Annotated in this window: 20 protein-coding genes; 15 read left to right on the top strand and 5 right to left on the bottom strand. The window is 72.4% G+C overall.

Annotated elements, in window-relative coordinates; all coding sequences use genetic code 11:
* The first annotated feature begins 19 nt into the window (after positions 1-19).
* The 6 genes from ABFY03_RS26855 (at position 20) to ABFY03_RS26880 (ending at position 5,271) form a co-directional block, all read left to right on the top strand.
* Positions 20-328, top strand: coding sequence for a DUF2469 domain-containing protein (locus ABFY03_RS26855; RefSeq protein ID WP_005311352.1), 309 nt, complete (start codon positions 20-22; stop codon positions 326-328).
* Between the two features lie 114 nt (positions 329-442).
* Positions 443-808: a YraN family protein gene (locus ABFY03_RS26860; protein WP_319011285.1), complete on the top strand. Its 366-nt coding sequence runs from the start codon at positions 443-445 to the stop codon at positions 806-808.
* The gene (locus tag ABFY03_RS26865) at positions 808-2,421 is read left to right on the top strand and encodes a YifB family Mg chelatase-like AAA ATPase (RefSeq protein ID WP_346171001.1); all 1,614 of its coding nucleotides are present in this window, start codon (positions 808-810) and stop codon (positions 2,419-2,421) included. Before ABFY03_RS26860 ends, ABFY03_RS26865 begins: the two co-directional genes overlap by 1 nt.
* Positions 2,418-3,578, top strand: a complete 1,161-nt coding sequence (gene dprA / locus ABFY03_RS26870; RefSeq protein ID WP_346171002.1) for a DNA-processing protein DprA — start codon at positions 2,418-2,420, stop codon at positions 3,576-3,578. The genes ABFY03_RS26865 and dprA overlap by 4 nt, the downstream gene beginning before the upstream one ends.
* A 239-nt stretch (positions 3,579-3,817) precedes the next feature.
* Positions 3,818-4,651 carry an RNA polymerase sigma factor WhiG gene (whiG, locus tag ABFY03_RS26875; RefSeq protein ID WP_319011282.1) on the top strand — a complete coding sequence of 278 codons (834 nt, stop codon included), beginning with the start codon at positions 3,818-3,820 and terminating at the stop codon, positions 4,649-4,651.
* A 53-nt stretch (positions 4,652-4,704) separates the two neighbouring features.
* Positions 4,705-5,271 (top strand): TetR/AcrR family transcriptional regulator, encoded by a 567-nt coding sequence (locus tag ABFY03_RS26880; RefSeq protein ID WP_346172308.1) that lies wholly within the window; start codon positions 4,705-4,707, stop codon positions 5,269-5,271.
* Here the strand turns inward: ABFY03_RS26880 and ABFY03_RS26885 are convergent.
* Complete coding sequence (locus tag ABFY03_RS26885) at positions 5,252-5,713, bottom strand: murein hydrolase activator EnvC family protein (RefSeq protein WP_346171003.1); 462 nt, start codon at positions 5,711-5,713, stop codon at positions 5,252-5,254. The two genes, ABFY03_RS26880 and ABFY03_RS26885, sit on opposite strands and share 20 nt — an antisense overlap.
* 257 nt (positions 5,714-5,970) lie before the next feature.
* Here ABFY03_RS26885 and rpsB point away from each other — a divergent pair, with 257 nt between their 5' ends.
* The 9 genes from rpsB to ABFY03_RS26930 all read left to right on the top strand — a co-directional run bounded on the left by rpsB (position 5,971) and on the right by ABFY03_RS26930 (position 15,776).
* Positions 5,971-6,834, top strand: a complete 864-nt coding sequence (gene rpsB / locus ABFY03_RS26890) for a 30S ribosomal protein S2 (protein ID WP_031008636.1) — start codon at positions 5,971-5,973, stop codon at positions 6,832-6,834.
* Between the two features lie 112 nt (positions 6,835-6,946).
* Positions 6,947-7,783 carry a translation elongation factor Ts gene (gene tsf, locus ABFY03_RS26895; RefSeq protein ID WP_031008633.1) on the top strand — a complete coding sequence of 279 codons (837 nt, stop codon included), beginning with the start codon at positions 6,947-6,949 and terminating at the stop codon, positions 7,781-7,783.
* A gap of 164 nt (positions 7,784-7,947) precedes the next feature.
* A complete protein-coding gene (gene pyrH / locus ABFY03_RS26900) occupies positions 7,948-8,715 on the top strand; it encodes a UMP kinase (protein ID WP_319011279.1) in 768 nt (255 codons plus the stop codon).
* A 101-nt stretch (positions 8,716-8,816) separates the two neighbouring features.
* On the top strand, positions 8,817-9,374 hold the full coding sequence (gene frr, locus ABFY03_RS26905) for a ribosome recycling factor (protein ID WP_031008629.1): 558 nt from the start codon (positions 8,817-8,819) through the stop codon (positions 9,372-9,374).
* On the top strand, positions 9,374-10,483 hold the full coding sequence (locus tag ABFY03_RS26910; protein ID WP_319011278.1) for a phosphatidate cytidylyltransferase: 1,110 nt from the start codon (positions 9,374-9,376) through the stop codon (positions 10,481-10,483). The genes frr and ABFY03_RS26910 overlap by 1 nt, the downstream gene beginning before the upstream one ends.
* 201 nt (positions 10,484-10,684) lie before the next feature.
* Positions 10,685-11,797: a dual-specificity RNA methyltransferase RlmN gene (gene rlmN / locus ABFY03_RS26915; RefSeq protein ID WP_319011277.1), complete on the top strand. Its 1,113-nt coding sequence runs from the start codon at positions 10,685-10,687 to the stop codon at positions 11,795-11,797.
* A 222-nt stretch (positions 11,798-12,019) separates the two neighbouring features.
* Positions 12,020-13,105, top strand: a complete 1,086-nt coding sequence (locus tag ABFY03_RS26920; protein ID WP_319011276.1) for a thiamine ABC transporter substrate-binding protein — start codon at positions 12,020-12,022, stop codon at positions 13,103-13,105.
* Positions 13,106-13,143: 38 nt separating this feature from the next.
* Positions 13,144-14,757 (top strand): ABC transporter permease, encoded by a 1,614-nt coding sequence (locus tag ABFY03_RS26925; RefSeq protein WP_346172309.1) that lies wholly within the window; start codon positions 13,144-13,146, stop codon positions 14,755-14,757.
* A complete protein-coding gene (locus ABFY03_RS26930; protein ID WP_319011275.1) occupies positions 14,757-15,776 on the top strand; it encodes an ABC transporter ATP-binding protein in 1,020 nt (339 codons plus the stop codon). Before ABFY03_RS26925 ends, ABFY03_RS26930 begins: the two co-directional genes overlap by 1 nt.
* 100 nt (positions 15,777-15,876) lie before the next feature.
* Here ABFY03_RS26930 and ABFY03_RS26935 read toward each other — a convergent pair whose 3' ends face one another.
* The 4 genes from ABFY03_RS26935 to ABFY03_RS26950 all read right to left on the bottom strand — a co-directional run bounded on the left by ABFY03_RS26935 (position 15,877) and on the right by ABFY03_RS26950 (position 19,801).
* A complete protein-coding gene (locus tag ABFY03_RS26935) occupies positions 15,877-17,025 on the bottom strand; it encodes a hypothetical protein (RefSeq protein WP_319011274.1) in 1,149 nt (382 codons plus the stop codon).
* The gene (locus tag ABFY03_RS26940; RefSeq protein WP_319011273.1) at positions 17,007-17,735 is read right to left on the bottom strand and encodes an ABC transporter ATP-binding protein; all 729 of its coding nucleotides are present in this window, start codon (positions 17,733-17,735) and stop codon (positions 17,007-17,009) included. Before ABFY03_RS26940 ends, ABFY03_RS26935 begins: the two co-directional genes overlap by 19 nt.
* 201 nt (positions 17,736-17,936) lie before the next feature.
* On the bottom strand, positions 17,937-19,325 hold the full coding sequence (locus ABFY03_RS26945; protein WP_031008598.1) for an aspartate aminotransferase family protein: 1,389 nt from the start codon (positions 19,323-19,325) through the stop codon (positions 17,937-17,939).
* The gene (locus ABFY03_RS26950; protein WP_234338256.1) at positions 19,310-19,801 is read right to left on the bottom strand and encodes an Lrp/AsnC family transcriptional regulator; all 492 of its coding nucleotides are present in this window, start codon (positions 19,799-19,801) and stop codon (positions 19,310-19,312) included. Before ABFY03_RS26950 ends, ABFY03_RS26945 begins: the two co-directional genes overlap by 16 nt.
* Positions 19,802-19,939 lie beyond the last annotated feature (138 nt).

The following is a 19,939-nucleotide window of genomic DNA, read 5'->3' on the forward strand; positions in this document are numbered from 1 at the left end:
GGCTGAAGGGGAACATGCCATGAGCGCCGAGGACCTCGAGAAGTACGAGACCGAGATGGAGCTGAAGCTCTACCGGGAGTACCGCGACGTCGTCGGGCTGTTCAAATACGTGATCGAGACCGAGCGGCGCTTCTACCTCACCAACGACTACGAGATGCAGGTGCACTCGGTCCAGGGCGAGGTCTTCTTCGAAGTCAGCATGGCCGACGCCTGGGTCTGGGACATGTACCGACCGGCCCGGTTCGTCAAGCAGGTCCGCGTCCTCACCTTCAAGGACGTCAACATCGAGGAGCTCAACAAGAGCGACCTCGAACTGCCCGGCAGCTGACCCCCGCCCCCTCACCCGTGTGAGTGACGCGGTCCTCCGCGACCGCCCACTCGTCCACAGCCCCGCACACGCCCAGGACCCCTTCCGTCACAGTCGGTGACGGAGGTGGTCCCGATGAACGCGACCCGAGCACTCGGACGGTACGGAGAAGAACTGGCGGCCCGCCGGCTCACCCGCGCCGGCCTGCAGATCCTGGCCCGCAACTGGCGCTGCGGCCGCACCGGAGAGATCGACATCGTCGCCCTGCACGGCGACACCCTCGTCATCTGCGAGGTCAAGACCCGGCGCATCGGCCGCTTCGAGCACCCCATGGCCGCCGTCACCGCCGAGAAGGCCGCACGGCTCCGGCACCTCGCCCACTGCTGGCTCGACCGCACCGGCTCCGCGCCACCCGCCGGCGGCGTCCGCATCGACCTCGTCGGCATCGTCCTGCCCCTGCGGGGCGCCCCCGTCCTCACCCACGCCCAGGGGGTGGCCTGATGGGGTTCGCCCGCACCTGCTCGGTCGCCCTCGTGGGCGTCGAGGGCGTCGTCGTCGAGGTCCAGGCCGACCTGGAACCGGGCGTCGCCGCCTTCACCCTCGTCGGCCTCCCCGACAAGAGCCTCAGCGAGAGCCGCGACCGCGTCCGCGCCTCCGTCGTCAACTCGGGTGCCGAATGGCCCCAGAAGAAGCTCACCGTCGGCCTCAGCCCCGCGTCCGTCCCCAAGTCCGGATCCGGCTTCGACCTCGCCGTCGCCGCCGCCGTACTCGGCGCGGCCGAGCGCATCGACCCGCGCTCCATCGCCGACCTCGTCCTCATCGGCGAACTCGGCCTCGACGGGCGCGTCCGGCCCGTCCGCGGGATCCTCCCCGCCGTCCTCGCCGCCGCCGACGCCGGCTACCACCAGGTCGTCGTCCCCGAACAGACCGCAGGAGAGGCGGCCCTCGTCCCCGGCGTCTCCGTCCTCGGCGTCCGCACCCTCCGCCAGCTCATCGCCGTCCTCGCCGACGAACCCGTCCCCGACGAGGACCCCGCCGAACAGGGCCGCCCCGACGCGCTGCTCGCCGGCCTCCTCGTCCCCGGCGCCGGCATCGGCACCGGCCTCGCCCCCGACCCCGGCGAGGGCCCCGACCTCGCCGACGTCGCCGGCCAGCACACCGCCCGCCGCGCCCTGGAGATCGCCGCCGCCGGCGGCCACCACCTGCTCCTCACCGGACCGCCCGGCGCCGGGAAGACGATGCTCGCCGAACGGCTGCCCGGCATCCTCCCGCCCCTGACCCGGCAGGAATCCCTCGAAGTCACCGCCGTCCACTCCGTCGCCGGCATCCTGCCGCCCGGCGAACCCCTCGTCCGCCGCGCCCCCTACTGCGCGCCCCACCACTCCGCCACCATGCAGTCCCTCGTCGGCGGCGGGAACGGCATCCCCCGGCCCGGCGCCGTCTCCCTCGCCCACCGCGGCGTCCTCTTCCTGGACGAAGCACCCGAATTCTCCACGAAATCCCTCGACGCCCTCCGCCAGCCCCTCGAATCCGGGCACGTCGTCATCGCCCGCACCGCAGGAGTCGTCCGCCTCCCCGCCCGCTTCCTCCTCGCCCTCGCCGCCAACCCCTGCCCCTGCGGCCGCCACACCCTCCACGGCGCCGGCTGCGAATGCCCGCCCTCCGTCATCCGCCGCTACCAGGCCCGCCTCTCCGGCCCGCTCCTCGACCGCGTGGACCTCCGCGTCGAGGCCGAACCCGTCACCCGCGGCGACCTCCTCGGACAGGGAGGACGGGGCGAACCCACCACGGCCGTCGCCGACCGCGTCCGCGAGGCCCGCGCCCGCGCCACCGCCCGCCTCACCGGCACCCCCTGGACCCTCAACAGCGAGATCCCCGGCCACGAGCTCCGCACCCGCTACCTCGCCGCCCCCGGCGCCCTCGCCCACGCCGAACGCGACATCGAGCGGGGACTCCTCACCGCCCGCGGCGTCGACCGCGTCCTCCGCGTCGCCTGGACCATCGCCGACCTCGCCGGACACGACCGCCCCGGCCACGACGACATCGCCCACGCCCTCGAACTGCGCACCGGCATCACCCGAGGCGTCCCCCTCACCACCGGAGACCGACCGTGACCCACGACCCCCGGGACGCGGAGCGCCTCGCCCGCGCCGCCCTCACCCGCATCGTCGAACCCGGCGACGAACAGGCCGGACGCGCCCTCCGCGTCCACGGCGCCACCGGCCTCCTCACCCTCCTCCGCGACCCCCGCGAAGCCCCGCTCCCCGGCACCACGCCCCGCCGCCTCGCCGGCTGGCGCCACCGCGCCCGCACCACCGCGCCCGAAGCCGACCTCGACCACATCACCCGGCTCGGCGGCCGCTTCCTCGTCCCCGGCGACCCCGACTGGCCCACCCAGCTCGACGACCTCGGCGACGCCCGCCCCCTCGGCCTCTGGACCCGGGGCCCCGCCGCCCTGCGCACCTGGGCCCTGCGCTCCGTCGCCCTCGTCGGCGCCCGCGCCTGCACCCCGTACGGCGCCCACACCGCCGCCGACCTCGCCGCCGGACTCAGCCGGCACGGCTGGGTCGTCGTCTCCGGAGCCGCCTACGGCATCGACGGCGCCGCCCACCGCGGCGCCCTCGCCGCCGGCGGAGCCACCGCCGCCGTCCTCGCCAGCGGCGTCGACACCCCCTACCCGCGCGGCCACAGCGGACTCCTCGACCGCATCGCCCAGCAGGGCCTCCTCATCGGCGAACTCCCGCCCGGCAGCCACCCCACCCCCAGCCGCTTCATCCTCCGCAACCGCGTCATCGCCGCCCTCACCCGCGGCACCGTCGTCGTCGAGGCCCAGCACCGCAGCGGCTCCCTCGTCACCGCCCGCGCCGCCACCCGCCTGGGCCGCCACACCATGGGCGTCCCCGGGCCCGTCACCAGCGCCCTCTCCGCGGGCGTCCACGAACTCCTCCGCGGCGGCGCCACCCTCGTCACCGACGCCGACGAGATCGTCGAACTCGTCGGCGCCATCGGCGACCTCGCCCCCGCCCGCCGCGGCCCCGTGCTGCCCCGCGACCTGCTCCACCCCGCCGCCGCCCAGGTCCTGGAGGCCCTCCCCGCCCATCCGCCCGCGCCCGCCACCGAGATCGCCCGCCGCGCGGGCACCACCCCGGACGACGCCCTCGCCCGGCTGTATGAACTCCACGCGCTCGGTCACGCCGAGCGGGACGGCGACGGATGGAGGTTGACGAACAGCGGCAAGCCGGTGTCGAACGCGCGGCGAGGCGGTCCTTGACCTGGCGCATTCGGGTGAAAAGGTGAAGCCGATGAGGAACCGAGTCATCCCGGCGGCACCCGCGGGGCCGACGCGCGCCACGGCCCCGGTTCGAAGATGTGGCCGACCGCGTCCACCCGGACCGGCGCGATCCGCTCCCGTTCGCTCACCGCGACACCGCACTCACGCTACGCTCACCAGGATTCCCCACAGGACACCCAGACCGACGCACCCGACAGCAGAACGGCTCAAGGCAACGCATGCCCCAGCACACCTCCGGGTCTGACCGCGCTGCGGTGCCCCCAGCAGCCCGGGGCACCGTGCGGCCGGCCGCGCCGACCTCCCTCGAAGAGCTGTGGCGCTCGTACAAGGCCACCGGCGACGAGCGGCTGCGGGAACAGCTGATCCTGCACTACTCGCCCCTCGTCAAGTACGTCGCCGGACGCGTCAGCGTGGGCCTGCCGTCCAACGTCGAACAGGCGGACTTCGTCTCCTCCGGGGTGTTCGGCCTCATCGACGCCATCGAGAAGTTCGACGTCGAGCGCGCCATCAAGTTCGAGACCTACGCCATCACCCGCATCCGCGGCGCCATGATCGACGAGCTCCGCGCCCTCGACTGGATCCCCCGCTCCGTGCGCCAGAAGGCCCGCAACGTCGAGCGCGCCTACGCCACCCTGGAGGCCCAGCTCCGGCGCACCCCCAGCGAGAGCGAGGTCGCCGCCGAACTCGGCATCCAGCTGGAGGAACTCCACGCCGTCTTCAGCCAGTTGTCCCTGGCCAACGTCGTCGCCCTCGAAGAGCTGCTGCACGTCGGCGGCGAGGGCGACCGGCTCTCCCTCATGGACACCCTGGAGGACACGGCCGCGGACGACCCCGTCGAGGTCGCCGAGGACCGCGAGCTGCGCCGGCTGCTCGCCCGCGCGATCAACACCCTCCCCGAGCGGGAGAAGACGGTCGTCACGCTCTACTACTACGAGGGCCTGACCCTCGCCGAGATCGGCCATGTCCTCGGCGTCACCGAGAGCCGCGTCAGCCAGATCCACACCAAGTCGGTCCTGCAGCTTCGCGCCAAGCTCGCCGACGTGGGGCGCTGACCCCGCCCGGCCGGTCGTACAGTGGAGCCGTGCCCAGGATTCGAGCGGCCTCCGTGGCCGAGCACCGGACCATGCAGCGCGGCGCCCTGCTGGACGCCGCGCGATCCCTGCTGTCCGAGGGCGGTACGGAGGCGCTGACCTTCCCCGCACTCGCCGAGCGCACCGGACTGGCGCGCTCGTCGGTCTACGAGTACTTCCGCTCCCGCGCCGCCGTCGTCGAGGAACTGTGCGCGGTCGACTTCCCCGTCTGGGCCGCCGAGGTCGAGTTCGCCATGGCCGGCGCCGACACCCCCGAGGACAAGGTCGCCGCCTACGTCCGCAAGCAGCTCGAGCTCGTCGGCGACCGCCGCCACCGCGCCGTCGTCGCCATCTCCGCCGGCGAGCTCGACGACGGCGCCCGCGAGAAGATCCGCGCCGCCCACGGCGGCCTCGTCGCCATGGTCGTCGACGCCCTCGCCCAGCTCGGCATGACCGAGCCCCGGCTCGGCGCCATGCTCCTCCAGGGCGTCGTCGACGCCGCCGTCCGGCGCATCGAGCTCGGCGCGGCCGAGGACCCCGACGGCATCGCCGAGGCCGCGGTCGCGCTGGCCCTCCACGGCGTCACCGGCCCCCGTCCCTGACCGGCGGCAGCAGGCGGGACCGGGGCCGGGCCGTCAGCAGCAGCGGATCCAGGTAGACCCGGCCGCGCAGCAGCCCCCAGTGCAGGCAGGACACGGCGCAGTGCCCGCCGGCGGCGACCTCGGCGATCGGCGTCCCCGCGGTGACCCGGGCGCCCCGGCCGACGAGCGGGGTCACCGGGGAGAAGGTGGTCCGCAGCGGGGGACTCCCCGTCCCCGCGAGGGTGAGCGTGACGACCCCGCGGCCGCCCACCGGACCGGCGAAGGTGACCGTCCCCGCGGCCGGCGCGCGGACGGGCGCCCCCGGCGGGGCGGCGAGGTCGACACCGCGGTGACCGGCGGCGTACGGCCCCGGCGGCGGTCGCCAGCCGCGCAGGATCTCCGGCGCCGGCGGGCCCACCGGCCAGAGCAGGGCGAGGACGAGGAAGACGGGCGTGAGCTGCATGGGGAGAGCCTCCCCGGGCAGCGCTCCGCCCGGCGGGCGGAGCCGATTTCTGTGGACAGGCGGCGCCCTGTGGACAGCGCCGTCACCCGGCGCTCCCGGGGTCCCGTACACTTCCTATGGCGACCCGGGTCACCGGGTCGACTTCGCACGCCCCGCCACTCGACTCCCAGAGCGCGGTGGCAGCGCCTTTCGGTCCTTCGTGGCACGGCGCGCCGGGGCGTCAGGAACACAACCGAGAAATCCAAGGAGATACGGCCATGGCCGTCGTCACGATGCGGGAGCTGCTGGAGAGCGGCGTCCACTTCGGTCACCAGACCCGTCGCTGGAACCCGAAGATGAAGCGCTTCATCTTCACCGAGCGCAACGGCATCTACATCATCGACCTGCTCCAGTCGCTGTCGTACATCGACCGCGCCTACGAGTTCGTCAAGGAGACCGTCGCCCACGGCGGTTCCGTCATGTTCGTCGGTACGAAGAAGCAGGCCCAGGAGGCCATCGCCGAGCAGGCGACGCGTGTCGGCATGCCGTACGTCAACCAGCGTTGGCTCGGTGGCATGCTCACCAACTTCTCGACCGTCTACAAGCGTCTGCAGCGCCTCAAGGAGCTCGAGCAGATCGACTTCGAGGACGTCGCGGCCTCGGGTCTCACCAAGAAGGAGCTCCTGGTCCTCTCGCGCGAGAAGGCCAAGCTGGAGAAGACCCTCGGTGGTATCCGCGAGATGCAGAAGGTGCCGAGCGCCGTCTGGATCGTCGACACCAAGAAGGAGCACATCGCCGTCGGCGAGGCTCGGAAGCTCAACATCCCGGTCGTCGCGATCCTCGACACCAACTGCGACCCCGACGAGGTCGACTACAAGATCCCGGGCAACGACGACGCGATCCGCTCCGTCACCCTGCTCACCCGCGTGATCGCCGACGCCGTCGCCGAGGGCCTCATCGCCCGCTCCGGCGCCGCGACCGGCGACTCGAAGCCGGGCGAGAAGGCCGCCGGCGAGCCGCTCGCCGAGTGGGAGCGCGACCTGCTCGAGGGCGAGAAGAAGGACGAGGCCGCCGAGGCCCCGGCCGCCGAGGCCGAGAAGGCCCCCGAGGCCGAGGCCGAGGCTCCGGCCGAGCAGGCCTGACCCCTTCCGCACTCCGGAACACCACGGAGGTGACGGCGGGGGCCCAAGAAGCCCCCGCCGTCCCGCCGTAGATCTTCGTAGATCTTTCTGACTTCGAGAGAGAAACAGACTCATGGCGAACTACACCGCCGCTGACGTCAAGAAGCTCCGTGAGCTCACCGGCGCCGGCATGATGGACTGCAAGAAGGCCCTCGAAGAGGCCGACGGCGACGTCGACAAGGCCGTAGAGGCCCTGCGCATCAAGGGCCAGAAGGGTGTCGCCAAGCGCGAGGGCCGCTCCGCCGAGAACGGCGCCGTGGTCTCCCTCATCGCCGACGACAACACCTCCGGCGTCCTCGTCGAGCTGAAGTGCGAGACGGACTTCGTCGCCAAGGGTGACAAGTTCCTCGCCGTCGCCGACGCCCTCGCCGCCCACGTCGCCGCCACCAAGCCGGCCGACATCGAGGCCCTGCTCGCCTCCGAGATCGAGGCCGGCAAGACCGTGCAGGCCTTCGTGGACGAGGCCAACGCCAACCTCGGCGAGAAGATCGTCCTCGACCGCTTCGCCGCGTACGCCGACGGCTACGTCTCCGCGTACATGCACCGCACCATGCCCGACCTCCCGCCGCAGATCGGTGTCCTCGTCGAGTTCGACAAGGAGAACGCCGAGGTCGCCAAGGGTGTCGCGCAGCACATCGCCGCCTTCGCGCCGAAGTACCTCACCCGTGAGGACGTCCCGGCCGAGGTCGTCGAGTCCGAGCGTCGCATCGCCGAGGAGACCACCCGCGCCGAGGGCAAGCCCGAGGCCGCGATCGCCAAGATCGTCGAGGGTCGCGTCAACGGCTTCTTCAAGGACGCCACGCTGCTCGGCCAGCCGTACGCCCTGGACAACAAGAAGTCCGTCCAGCAGATCCTGGACGAGGCCGGTGTCACCCTGAAGCGCTTCACCCGCATCAAGGTCGGCATCTGAGTCCTTCGCGCCACGCGACGGACACCGGACCCGGGTAGGGTCTGAGACAGTCGTACCGCCCCGCGCGGGACGACCGCAGATGTGACGAGGAGGCCATTGCCGTACGGGAAACCCACGAGGACCCAAGGCAATGGCCTTCTTCGTATGTGCACGAGGAGATCTCCATGAATCAGGGCGCCGTACAGGGCGACGACGACAAGAGCGGCAAGAAGCTCGGCCGCTACATGCTGAAGCTGTCCGGGGAGGCCTTCTCCGGCGGTACCGGTCTCGGTGTCGACCCCGACGTCGTGCACGCCATCGCGCGTGAGATCGCGGCCGTCGTCCGAGACGGCGCTCAGATCGCGATCGTGATCGGCGGCGGCAACTTCTTCCGCGGCGCCGAGCTCCAGCAGCGCGGCATGGACCGGGCCCGCTCCGACTACATGGGCATGCTCGGCACCGTGATGAACTGCCTCGCCCTCCAGGACTTCCTGGAGAAGGAGGGCATCGACTCGCGCGTCCAGACGGCCATCACCATGGGCCAGGTCGCCGAGCCGTACATCCCGCTGCGCGCCGTGCGCCACCTGGAGAAGGGCCGCGTGGTCATCTTCGGCGCCGGCATGGGCATGCCGTACTTCTCCACCGACACGACCGCCGCCCAGCGGGCCCTGGAGATCGACGCCGAGGCCCTCCTCATGGGCAAGAACGGCGTGGACGGCGTCTACGACTCCGACCCGAGGACCAACCCCGCCGCGGTCAAGTTCGACGCCCTGGAGTACAGCGAGGTCATCACCCGCGACCTCAAGGTCGCCGATGCCACCGCCATCACCCTGTGCCGTGACAACAAGCTCCCGATCCTCGTGTTCGAACTGCTCGCCGAGGGCAATATCGCGCGCGCCGTGACGGGTGAGAAGATCGGCACACTCGTGAGCGACCAGGGCACCCGGGCCTGAAGCCCGACCGCAACCGGGAACCGCCCCGCACGGGGCTGGACGACAGCCCTGCCGGTCGTACACCGTGCAGGACACAACGCGACGACACGCAGGAGCAAGTGGTGATCGAAGAGACCCTCCTCGAGGCCGAGGAGAAGATGGAGAAGGCCGTCGTGGTCGCCAAGGAGGACTTCGCCGCGATCCGCACCGGCCGTGCGCACCCGGCGATGTTCAACAAGATCGTGGCCGACTACTACGGCGCCCTCACCCCCATCAACCAGCTGGCCTCGTTCTCGGTGCCGGAGCCGCGCATGGCCGTGGTGACCCCGTTCGACAAGAGCGCGCTGCGCAACATCGAGCAGGCCATCCGCGACTCGGACCTCGGCGTCAACCCGAGCAACGACGGCAACATCATCCGGGTGACGTTCCCCGAGCTCACCGAGGAGCGCCGCCGCGACTACATCAAGGTCGCCAAGGGCAAGGCCGAGGACTCCAAGATCTCGATCCGCTCGGTGCGCCGCAAGGCCAAGGAGACCATCGACAAGCTCGTCAAGGACGGCGAGGTCGGTGAGGACGAGGGCCGCCGCGCGGAGAAGGAGCTCGACGACACCACCGCGAAGTACGTCGCGCAGGTGGACGAGCTGCTGAAGCACAAGGAAGCCGAGCTCCTCGAGGTCTGATGAACGACTCATCCTGGGGGGCGCCGGCGGCCGGTTCAGGTCTCGGCGGACCCGACCAGGGGCCTGCCCCGGCGGGTCCCGCCCACGATCGGCACCAGGCGGCGCAGACTCGCCCCATGCCCATCGTGCCCGACGTACCCGCCGGCGGATTCCAGGACGGACACGGACGGGGGGCCGCTCACCCGGGCGGTCCCCTGTTCCGTGACGAGACACCGCACGAGCACCCGCAGGAGCCCATGCCCAGCCCCGTCCCGCCGCCTCCGCCGGCCACGGCCCCCGCGCCGCGGCAGAAGAAGAGCGCGGGACGCGACCTGGGCGCGGCCATAGGGGTCGGCGTCGGTCTCGGGGCCGTGATCATCGCGTCGCTGTTCATCTGGAAGCCGGCGTTCGTCGGCGTGATAGCGGTCGCCGTGGTCGTCGGTCTGTGGGAGCTGACCTCCCGGCTCCAGGAGCGCAAGGCGATCAAGGCGCCGCTGGTGCCGCTCGCGGTCGGCGGCGCGGCCATGGTCGTCGCCGGGTACGTACGGGGCCCCGAGGGCGCCTGGGTCGCGATGGCCCTGACGGCGCTCGCGGTGCTCGTCTGGCGGATGACGGAGCCCCCCGAGGGGTATCTGAAGGACGTCACGGCGGGCGTCTTCGCCGCGTTCTACGTGCCGTTCCTGGCGACCTTCGTGGCGCTGCTGCTCACCGCCGACGACGGGCCGTGGCGGGTGCTGACCTTCCTGCTGCTCACGGTGGTCAGCGACACCGGGGCGTACGCGGTCGGCTGGCGCTTCGGGAAGCACAAGCTGGCGCCGCGGATCAGCCCCGGCAAGACCCGTGAGGGACTGTTCGGCGCGGTGGCCTTCGCGATGGCGGCCGGCGCGCTGTGCATGCAGTTCCTGATCGACGACGGCACCTGGTGGCAGGGCCTGATCCTCGGCCTGGCGGTGGCGGCGAGCGCGACGCTCGGCGACCTCGGCGAGTCGATGATCAAGCGGGACCTCGGCATCAAGGACATGGGGACGCTGCTCCCCGGTCACGGCGGCATCATGGACCGCCTGGACTCGCTCCTGCCGACGGCGCCGGTGGTGTGGCTGCTGCTGGCGCTGTTCGTGGGAACGGGCTGAGCGGGTTGCCGCTCGCGCTCTTCGTCGGAACGGGTTGACGGACAGCGGGTACTCTGGAAGGGCTCGGGCCGTGCGGTCCGGGCCCTTTCGTCGTCCTCGCCGCCGCGGGGACGGTCCAGTGAGGTCGCTCCGGCAGCAGTGCCGTGCTCCCCGCCGTCGCGGGACGTCCGACCTCGTGCCTGTTTGAGGAGAGACGCCGTCGTGGCTCGTCCGCTGCCCGGAGAACTCACTTTCGTCGCCCCGCGCGGAGCCAAGAAGCCGCCGCGGCACCTCGCCGACCTGACGCCCGCCGAGCGGAAGGAGGCCGTCGCCGCGATCGGCGAGAAGCCCTTCCGCGCCAAGCAGCTGTCGACGCACTACTTCTCGCGGTACGCGCACGACCCCGCCGCGTGGACCGACATCCCGGCCGCCGCGCGGGAGAAGCTCGCCGGGGAGCTGCTGCCCGACCTGATGTCGGTGGTGCGGCACATCTCGTGCGACGACGACACCACCCGCAAGACGCTCTGGCGGCTGCACGACGGCACGCTCGTCGAGTCGGTGCTCATGCGCTACCCGGACCGGGTGACCATGTGCATCTCCTCGCAGGCGGGCTGCGGCATGAACTGCCCGTTCTGCGCGACCGGGCAGGCCGGCCTGGACCGGAACCTGTCGACCGCCGAGATCGTGCACCAGATCGTCGACGGCATGCGCGCGCTGCGTGACGGCGAGGTGCCCGGCGGCCCGGCGCGGCTGTCGAACATCGTCTTCATGGGCATGGGCGAGCCGCTCGCCAACTACAAGCGGGTCGTCGGCGCCATCCGCCGGCTGACCGACCCGGAGCCGGACGGCCTGGGCCTCTCCCAGCGCGGCATCACCGTGTCCACGGTCGGCCTGGTGCCGGCCATGCTGCGCTTCGCCGACGAGGGCTTCAAGTGCCGGCTCGCGGTGTCGCTGCACGCGCCCGACGACGAGCTGCGGGACACCCTGGTGCCGGTGAACACCCGCTGGAAGGTCCGGGAGGTGCTGGACGCGGCCTGGGAGTACGCCGAGAAGTCCGGGCGCCGGATCTCCATCGAGTACGCCCTCATCCGGGACATCAACGACCAGGCCTGGCGGGGCGACCTGCTGGGCAGGCTGCTCAAGGGCAAGCGGGTGCACGTCAACCTGATCCCGCTGAACCCGACGCCGGGGTCGAAGTGGACCGCGTCCCGCCCGGAGGACGAGAAGGCCTTCGTCGAGGCCATCGCCCGGCACGGCGTGCCGGTGACCGTCCGCGACACCCGGGGGCAGGAGATCGACGGCGCCTGTGGACAGCTGGCGGCCGCCGAACGCTGACCTTGTACTCTGTGCTCGAACACATCTGCATATTCCGACAGGGGAGCGCCACAGCGCTGAGAGTGCGGTAACCGTAGACCGCAGACCCTCTGAACCTCGCCCGGGTCATTCCGGGTAGGAAGTTCGGTCGTAACTCGAGCTGTTGCGCCCTGCCCGCGTCCGGTCCCCGGCCGCGGGCAGGGCCGCGTCTCTTCCTGGTCCCACCCAGGAGGAAGAACCACGATGCACACCAAGAAGGCCGCCGCCGTCGCGCTGGCCGCGGCGCTCGGCGTCACGAGCCTGGCCGCCTGCTCGACCGAGGACGTCCGCGGGGCCGCGGGCAAGACCGGGACGCCGGCGCCGAAGACCGTGACCCTCGTCAGCCACGACTCCTTCAACGCCTCCAAGGAGGTGCTGGCGGAGTTCACGAAGCGGACCGGCTTCACCGTGAAGGTGCTGAAGGCCGGGGACGCGGGCGAGGCCGTCAACAAGGAGATCCTGACCAAGGGCTCCCCGCAGGGCGACGTCTTCTTCGGCGTCGACAACACCCTGCTCTCCCGCGCCGTCGACAACGGCATCTTCGTCGCGTACGAGGCGAAGGGCGCCGACCGGATCCCGGACACCTTCAAGCTCGACGAGCGGGTCACGCCGATCGACACCGGCGACATCTGCGTCAACTACGACAAGAAGTACTTCGCGGACAAGAAGCTGGCGCCGCCGCAGACCTTCGACGACCTGGCGAAGCCGGAGTACAAGGACCTGCTCGTGGTGGAGAACCCGGAGCGGTCCTCCCCGGGCCTCGGCTTCCTGCTCGGCACCGTCGCGAAGTACGGCGACGAGGGCTGGCAGGACTACTGGTCGAAGCTGAAGGCGAACGGCGTGAAGACCGTCGACAGCTGGGAGCTCGCCTACAACCAGGAGTTCTCCGGCTCGGCCGGCGGCAAGGAGGCCAAGGGCGACCGCCCGCTGGTCGTCTCCTACGCCTCCAGCCCGCCGGTCGAGGTGCTGTACGCGGAGCCGCAGCCGAAGGAGGCCCCCACCGGGGTGTCCACCGGCACCTGCTTCCGGCAGATCGAGTTCGCGGGCCTGCTGAACGGGGCGAAGAACCCCGAGGGCGGCAAGGCGCTGATCGACTTCCTGGTCTCGAAGACGTTCCAGGACGACATGCCGCTCCAGATGTTCGTGAACCCGGTGGCGAAGGACGCCGCCCTGCCCGAGCTGTTCACCCGGCACGGCGTGGTCATCGAGAAGCCCGAGACGATGGCGCCGGAGAAGATCGCCGAGAAGCGCGAGGCGTGGATCCAGCAGTGGTCGTCGCTCCTCAAGTGAGGCGTGACCGCCGGGGGAGCGCGGCGCGGCTGGGCCTGATGGCCCTGCCCGTCGCGTTCTTCGCGGTCTTCTTCGCGTGGCCCGTCGTCTCGATCGTGGAGCGCGGGCTGCGGCCGGACGGTGCCTGGGACCTCGGCGCGATCGGGACGACCCTGGGCCGGTCCGACATCCTCGACGTGCTCGGCTTCACCGTGTGGCAGGCGGCCGCCTCCACCGGGCTGACGCTGCTCGTGGCGCTGCCGGGGGCGTACGTCTTCGCCCGCTTCGCCTTCCCCGGCAAGAACGCGCTGCGGGCGGTCGTCACCGTGCCGTTCGTGCTGCCCACGGTGCTGGTCGGCACCGCCTTCCTGGCTTTGGTCGGGCGGGGCGGGTTCACCGACGAGCTGTGGGGGCTGCGGCTCGACACCAGCGTGTGGGCGATCCTCCTCGCGCACGTCTTCTTCAACTACGCGGTCGTCGTCCGGACCGTCGGCGGGCTGTGGGCGCAGCTCGATCCGCGCCAGGAGGAGGCGGCCCGGGTGCTCGGCGCGTCCCGGTGGACGGCCTGGCGGACGGTGACGCTGCCCGCCCTGGTGCCGGCCGTGTCGGCGGCGGCGCTGATGGTCTTCCTCTTCACCTTCACCTCCTTCGGCGTCGTGCAGATCCTCGGCGGGGACGCGTACACGACGCTGGAGGCGGAGATCTACCGGCAGACGGCCCGGCTGCTCGACCTGCGGACGGCGGCCGTCCTGACGCTCGCGCAGTTCGTGGCGGTGGGCGCGATCCTCGCCGTGCACGCGCGGACGGTGCGGCGGCGGGAGACCGCGCTGCGGCTGGTCTCCCCGGAGCTGACCGCCCGCAGGCCGCGCGGCGTCGGGCAGTGGGCGCTGCTCGGCGGGGTGCTGGCCTCGGTGGCGGTGCTGATCCTGCTGCCGCTGGGCGTGCTGGTGGAGCGTTCCTTCGCCACCCCGGAGGGGTACGGGCTCCGCTCCTACCGGGCGCTCGGCTCGCTCGACGAGGCCGGGACGTTCCTGGTGCCGCCGCTGGAGGCGGTCGGGAACTCGCTGCGGTACGCGGTCGCGGCCACCGCCATCGCCGTGGTGATCGGCGGGCTCGCGGCGGCGGCGCTCACCAGGCGTGCCGGGCGGCTCGTGCGGGGCTTCGACGCGCTGCTGATGCTGCCGCTCGGGGTGTCGGCGGTGACCGTCGGCTTCGGGTTCCTCATCACGCTCGACGAGCCGCCGTTCGACCTGCGGGCCAGTTGGATCCTCGTCCCGCTCGCGCAGGCGCTGGTCGGGGTGCCGTTCGTGGTGCGGACCATGCTGCCGGTGCTGCGGGCGGTGGACCAGCGGCTGCGGGAGGCGGCGGCGGTGCTCGGCGCCTCGCCGTGGCGGGCCTGGCGCGAGGTCGACCTCCCGCTGGTGCGGCGGGCGCTGCTGATCGCCGCCGGGTTCGCCTTCGCGGTGTCGCTCGGCGAGTTCGGCGCGACCGTCTTCATCGCCCGGCCCGACAGCCCGACCCTGCCGGTCGCGGTGGCGCGGCTGCTCGGCCGGCCGGGCGCACTCAACTACGGGCAGGCGATGGCCCTGTCGACGATTCTGATGGTGGTGTGCGCGGTCTCCCTGCTGCTGCTGGAGCGGCTGCGCACCGACGGGACCACCGGGGAGTTCTGATGCTGACCCTTGAGGGAGCGACCGTACGGTTCGGGGCGCGGGCGGTCCTCGACGCGGTGGACCTGGCGGTCGCCGAGCACGAGATCGTGTGCGTGCTCGGGCCGAGCGGCTCCGGGAAGTCGACGCTGCTGCGGGCGGTCGCCGGGCTCCAGGCGCTGGACGCGGGCCGGGTGCTGCTCGGCGGCGCCGACCAGGCGGGGGTGCCGGTGCACCGGCGCGGGGTGGGGCTGATGTTCCAGGACCACCAGCTCTTCCCGCAGCGGGATGTCGCCGGGAACGTGGCGTTCGGGCTCCGGATGCACGGGGTGGCGAAGGACGAGCGGGCCGGGCGGGTGGCGGAGCTGCTCGACCTGGTGGGTCTGCCGGGGGCCGGGCGCCGGTCGGTGGCCGCGCTGTCCGGCGGCGAGCAGCAGCGGGTGGCGCTGGCGCGGGCGCTGGCCCCGCGGCCACGGCTGCTGATGCTGGACGAGCCGCTGGGGCAGCTGGACCGCGGGCTGCGGGAGCGGCTCGTGGTGGAGCTGCGGTCGTTGTTCGGGCGGCTCGGCACGACGGTCCTCGCGGTCACCCACGACCAGGGGGAGGCGTTCGCGCTGGCGGACCGGGTGGTGGTCATGCGGGACGGGCGGATCGTGCGGTCGGGCACGCCGGTGGAGGTGTGGCAGCGGCCGGGCTCGGAGTTCACCGCCCGCTTCCTCGGCTTCGAGAACGTGGTCCCGGCGACCGTGTCCGGGGCGGTGGCGGAGACCCCGTGGGGCCGGATCCCGGTCCCGGCCGGCGCGCCGCGGGGGGAGCGGCGGCTGCTGGTCCGCCCGGCGGGCGTCCGGGTGGCGGCCGAGGGCCTGCTCTGCCGGGTCGAGTCCCGCACCTTCCGGGGCCATCACGTGACGGTCGTGCTGCGGCCGGCGGACGGTCCGCCGCTGGAGGCGGAGTTCCCGCTGCGGGACGTGCCCGAGGAGGGCGCGGAGGTGGCGGTGGTCTTCCGCGCCGAGGAGGTCGTGGTGCTGGACGGTGACGTGTAGGACCCCGCCGGTGGCCCCGCCGTGAGCGCGGAGGCGGGGCAGTCGCCAGGGGCCACCGCAGGCGGCCCGTGGCGATCCGGCCCTTCGGGGTGCGGGCCGGTCAGGCGGTCAGCGGCAGGGCCGCGAGTTCGCCGATCAGCCAGGTGAGCGGGAGGAACACGGCGAGCAGCGCCCCGGCCCGGAGCAGCGCGGCGGTGCGGAGCACGGTCGGCGGGGCGCCGAGCCGGGCCAGCGCCTCGGCGGTGTGGGCCCGGCACTGGCGGGACTCCAGGGCGGCGGTGAGCAGGGTCGCCGTGGTGCACGCCAGGACGACGCCGGCGCCGAGTCCGGTGAGCGGTCCGAACGCGGGTCCGCCGTCCCCGGCGCCGTACACGGTGGCGGCGGCGAGGGTGCCGGAGAGCACCGCGCAGACCACGCCGAGGGGGCGGCCGATGCGGGTGGCCTCGTCCATGAGGACCCGGCCGGCGAGCAGGCGTACGGCTCCGGGCCGGGCGGTCTGGAGCAGCCGGCCGCACAGGTGGGTGAGGCCGGGGCCGGCGAGCGCGAGCCCGGCGGCGGTGAGGATCCAGCCGGCCAGGACGCCGGCGGGGGAGCCGTCGAAGCGGCCGGGCAGCGCGACGCCCGCGCCGCCGCCGCGCCCCGCGTAGGTCTCCACGGCGAGGCCGACGGCGACCAGCGCGACACCCCAGGGGAGGCCGCCCGGTACCGGCCGGGCGGCGCCCTCGGCGGCGGGGGCGCCGGTGCGGGGGCGGAGCGCGAGGCCGGCGGCGGTGGCGCCGGCGACCGGCACGATCGCCAGGAGGGTGAGGGCGGCGGCCAGCGGCAGCGGCTGCCCGGCGGCGAGCAGGTCGGCGGCCGCCCCGTCGAAGGGGAGGCCGGTGATGTCGCCGCGCAGGTGGAGGTAGACCAGGAGGGCCACCATGGAGCCGAGGGTGCAGGCGACGGCGGTCGAGGTGGCGGCGATGGCGGTGAGCCGGGCCGGGCCGAGGCCGATCGACGAGAGTCCGGGGCGGGGCCGGGTGGCCGGGTCGGTCCGGGCGACGGCGACGGCGAACTGGACGGTGGCGGCGACCGGCAGCGCGCACCAGAGCAGCCGCAGCACGGAGGCGGAGGAGTGCTCGGGGTGGCCGACGGCGTAGCCGAGCGTGCACAGCAGCAGGAAGCCCACGCCGGCGGCGGCCGCGGCGACGAGGAGCCGCCGCAGCTGGACCAGCGGGTGGGAGCCGCGGACTAGACGGAGAGCGAGCACGCGGTGACGCCCTCCGCCCCCGAGGCGGGCGGCACGCTGCCGGCCCGGCGTCCGTCGAGCAGGGTGATCGCCCGGTCGGCGAGCGCCGCGACCTCGCCGTCGTGGGTGGCGAGGAGCACGGTGATGCCGTGCGAGCGGGCGGCGGCGGTGAGGGTGCGGAGCACCTGCGCGCCGTCGGCCCGGTGCAGGGCGGCGGTGGGTTCGTCGGCGAAGAGGACGGTGGGGCCGGCGGCGAGCGCCCGGGCGATGGCGGTGCGCTGGCGCTGGGAGCGGGTGAGGCCGTGCGGGCGGGTGCGGGCGCAGGCGCCGATGTCGAGGCGGTCCAGCCATTCGCCGGCGGCGGTCTTCGCGGCCTTGTGGGGGACGCCGCGGAGCAGCAGCGGGAGGGCGGTGTTCTCCCAGGCGGTCAGCTCGGGGACGAGGCCGGGCTCGGGGCCGATCCAGCCGAAGCGTTCGCGGCGGAGCCGTTCGCGGCCGGCGGGGGAGAGGGTGTGGACGGGGGAGCTGTTGAACCAGACCTCGCCCTTCTGGGCCCGGAGCTCGCCGGAGAGGCAGCGCAGCAGGGTGGTCTTGCCGCTGCCGCGGGGGCCGGTGACGGCGAGGATCTCGCCCTCGCGGACGCCGACGGAGACGCCGCTGAGGGCCTCCGTGCCGCCGAGGGAGCAGTGCAGGGAACGCGCCCAGAGCACGTCGTTGTCCGGTGGGGCCATCGCGTACACCTCGATGTCGGATCCGATTCTTGCGTCCCCCGTCCGGGGGAACGACGGGCGGGCCTGTCGGTCACTGGGCACCGTAAGTATTCGGATCCGTTTGTACGGACAGCACACGGCCCGGGCCGCCGCCATCCACTCGGATGGCGGCATGCCCGGGCCGCGGGGGTCACGCCGTGAGGGCGGCGTGGCGCTGGGGGGTCAGAGCTTGGTCCACGCCTCGGTGAGCACGTTGCGCAGGATGCCCTCGATCTCGTCGAAGGTGCCCTGGTCGGCGATGAGCGGCGGGGCCAGCTGGATGACCGGGTCGCCGCGGTCGTCGGCGCGGCAGTACAGGCCGGCGTCGTACAGCGCCTTGGAGAGGAAGCCGTACAGGACGCGCTCCACCTCCTCGTCGTTGAAGGACTCCTTGGTGGCCTTGTCCTTGACGAGCTCGATGCCGTAGAAGAAGCCGTTGCCGCGGACGTCGCCGACGATCGGGAGGTCGTGCAGCTTCTTCAGGGTGTCGAAGAAGTTGCCCTCCTGGTCGAGGACGTGCTGGTTCAGGCCTTCCTTGTCGAAGATGTCCAGGTTGGCGAGCGCGACCGCCGAGGACACCGGGTGGCCACCGAAGGTGTAGCCGTGCAGGAAGGTGTTGTCGCCCTTGTAGAACGGCTCCGCGATGCGGTCCGAGATGATGCAGGCGCCGATCGGGGAGTAGCCCGAGGTCATGCCCTTGGCGCAGGTGATCATGTCGGGCACGTAGCCGAACTTGTCACAGGCGAACATCGTGCCGAGGCGGCCGAAGGCGCAGATCGTCTCGTCGGAGACGAGGAGCACGTCGTACTGGTCGCAGATCTCGCGGACCCGCTGGAAGTACCCGGGCGGCGGCGGGAAGCAGCCACCGGCGTTCTGCACCGGCTCCAGGAAGACGGCCGCGACGGTGTCGGGGCCCTCGAAGAGGATCTGGGCCTCGATCTGGTCGGCGGCCCAGCGGCCGAAGGCCTCCGGGTCGTCGCCGAAGATCGGGGCGCGGTAGATGTTGGTGTTCGGCACCTTGTGCGCGCCGGGGACCAGCGGCTCGAAGGGGGCCTTCAGGGCCGGCAGGCCGGTGATGGAGAGGGCGCCCTGCGGGGTGCCGTGGTAGGCGACCGCACGCGAGATGACCTTGTACTTGGTGTGCTTGCCCTGCAGCTTGAAGTACTGCTTGGCGAGCTTCCACGCGGTCTCGACGGCCTCGCCGCCACCGGTGGTGAAGAAGACCTTGTTGAGGTCGCCCGGGGCGTAGTCCGCGAGGCGCTCGGCGAGCTCGACGGCCTTCGGGTGGGCGTAGGACCACACCGGGAAGAAGGCGAGCTCCTGGGCCTGCTTGTACGCGACCTCGGCCAGCTCCTGGCGGCCGTGGCCGGCGTTGACCACGAAGAGGCCCGCGAGACCGTCGAGGTAGCGCTTGCCCTTGTCGTCGAAGATGTAGGTGCCCTCACCGCGGACGATGGTGGGGACGGGGCTGTTCTCGTACGACGACATGCGGGTGAAGTGCATCCACAGGTGGTCGTAGGCGGACTTTGACAGGTCGCTGCGGGACTGGGTCACGGTTATCGGGTTCCCCACATATAGGTCTGCTTCTTGAGCTTCAGGTAAACGAAGCTCTCGGTGGAGCGCACGCCGGGGAGCGTGCGGATCCGCTTGTTGATCACTTCCAGAAGGTGGTCGTCGTCCTCGCAGACGATCTCCACCATCAGGTCGAACGAGCCCGCGGTCATCACCACGTACTCGCACTCGGGCATGTCCGTCAGCGCTTCCGCGACCGGATCCAGGTCACCCTCGACGTGGATGCCGACCATCGCCTGTCGCCGGAGGCCCACGGTGAGCGGGTCGGTGACGGCGACGATCTGCATGACGCCCTGGTCGAGGAGCTTCTGGACGCGCTGCCGCACGGCCGCTTCGGAGAGGCCGACGGCCTTGCCGATCGCGGCGTAGGGACGGCGGCCGTCCTCCTGCAGCTGCTCGATGATCGCCAGGGAGACGGCGTCGATCGTCGGGGACGAACCGGTTCCGGTTCTGGAGTCTGTGCTTCGACTGGCCACGACTTCACTGTGCACCGAGATGCGCAGTCGCGCAACCCCGGAGCGATGTAATTCGTTGTCGTGAACCCTTGAAGGCACTGAATCCGAAGTCGAGGGGGCCTGGGGCTGTTGAAAGCGTCAGCCGAACAAGTAGGCTGG

The sequence above is a fragment of the Streptomyces roseofulvus genome (assembly GCF_039534915.1).
Classification (GTDB): domain Bacteria; phylum Actinomycetota; class Actinomycetes; order Streptomycetales; family Streptomycetaceae; genus Streptomyces; species Streptomyces roseofulvus.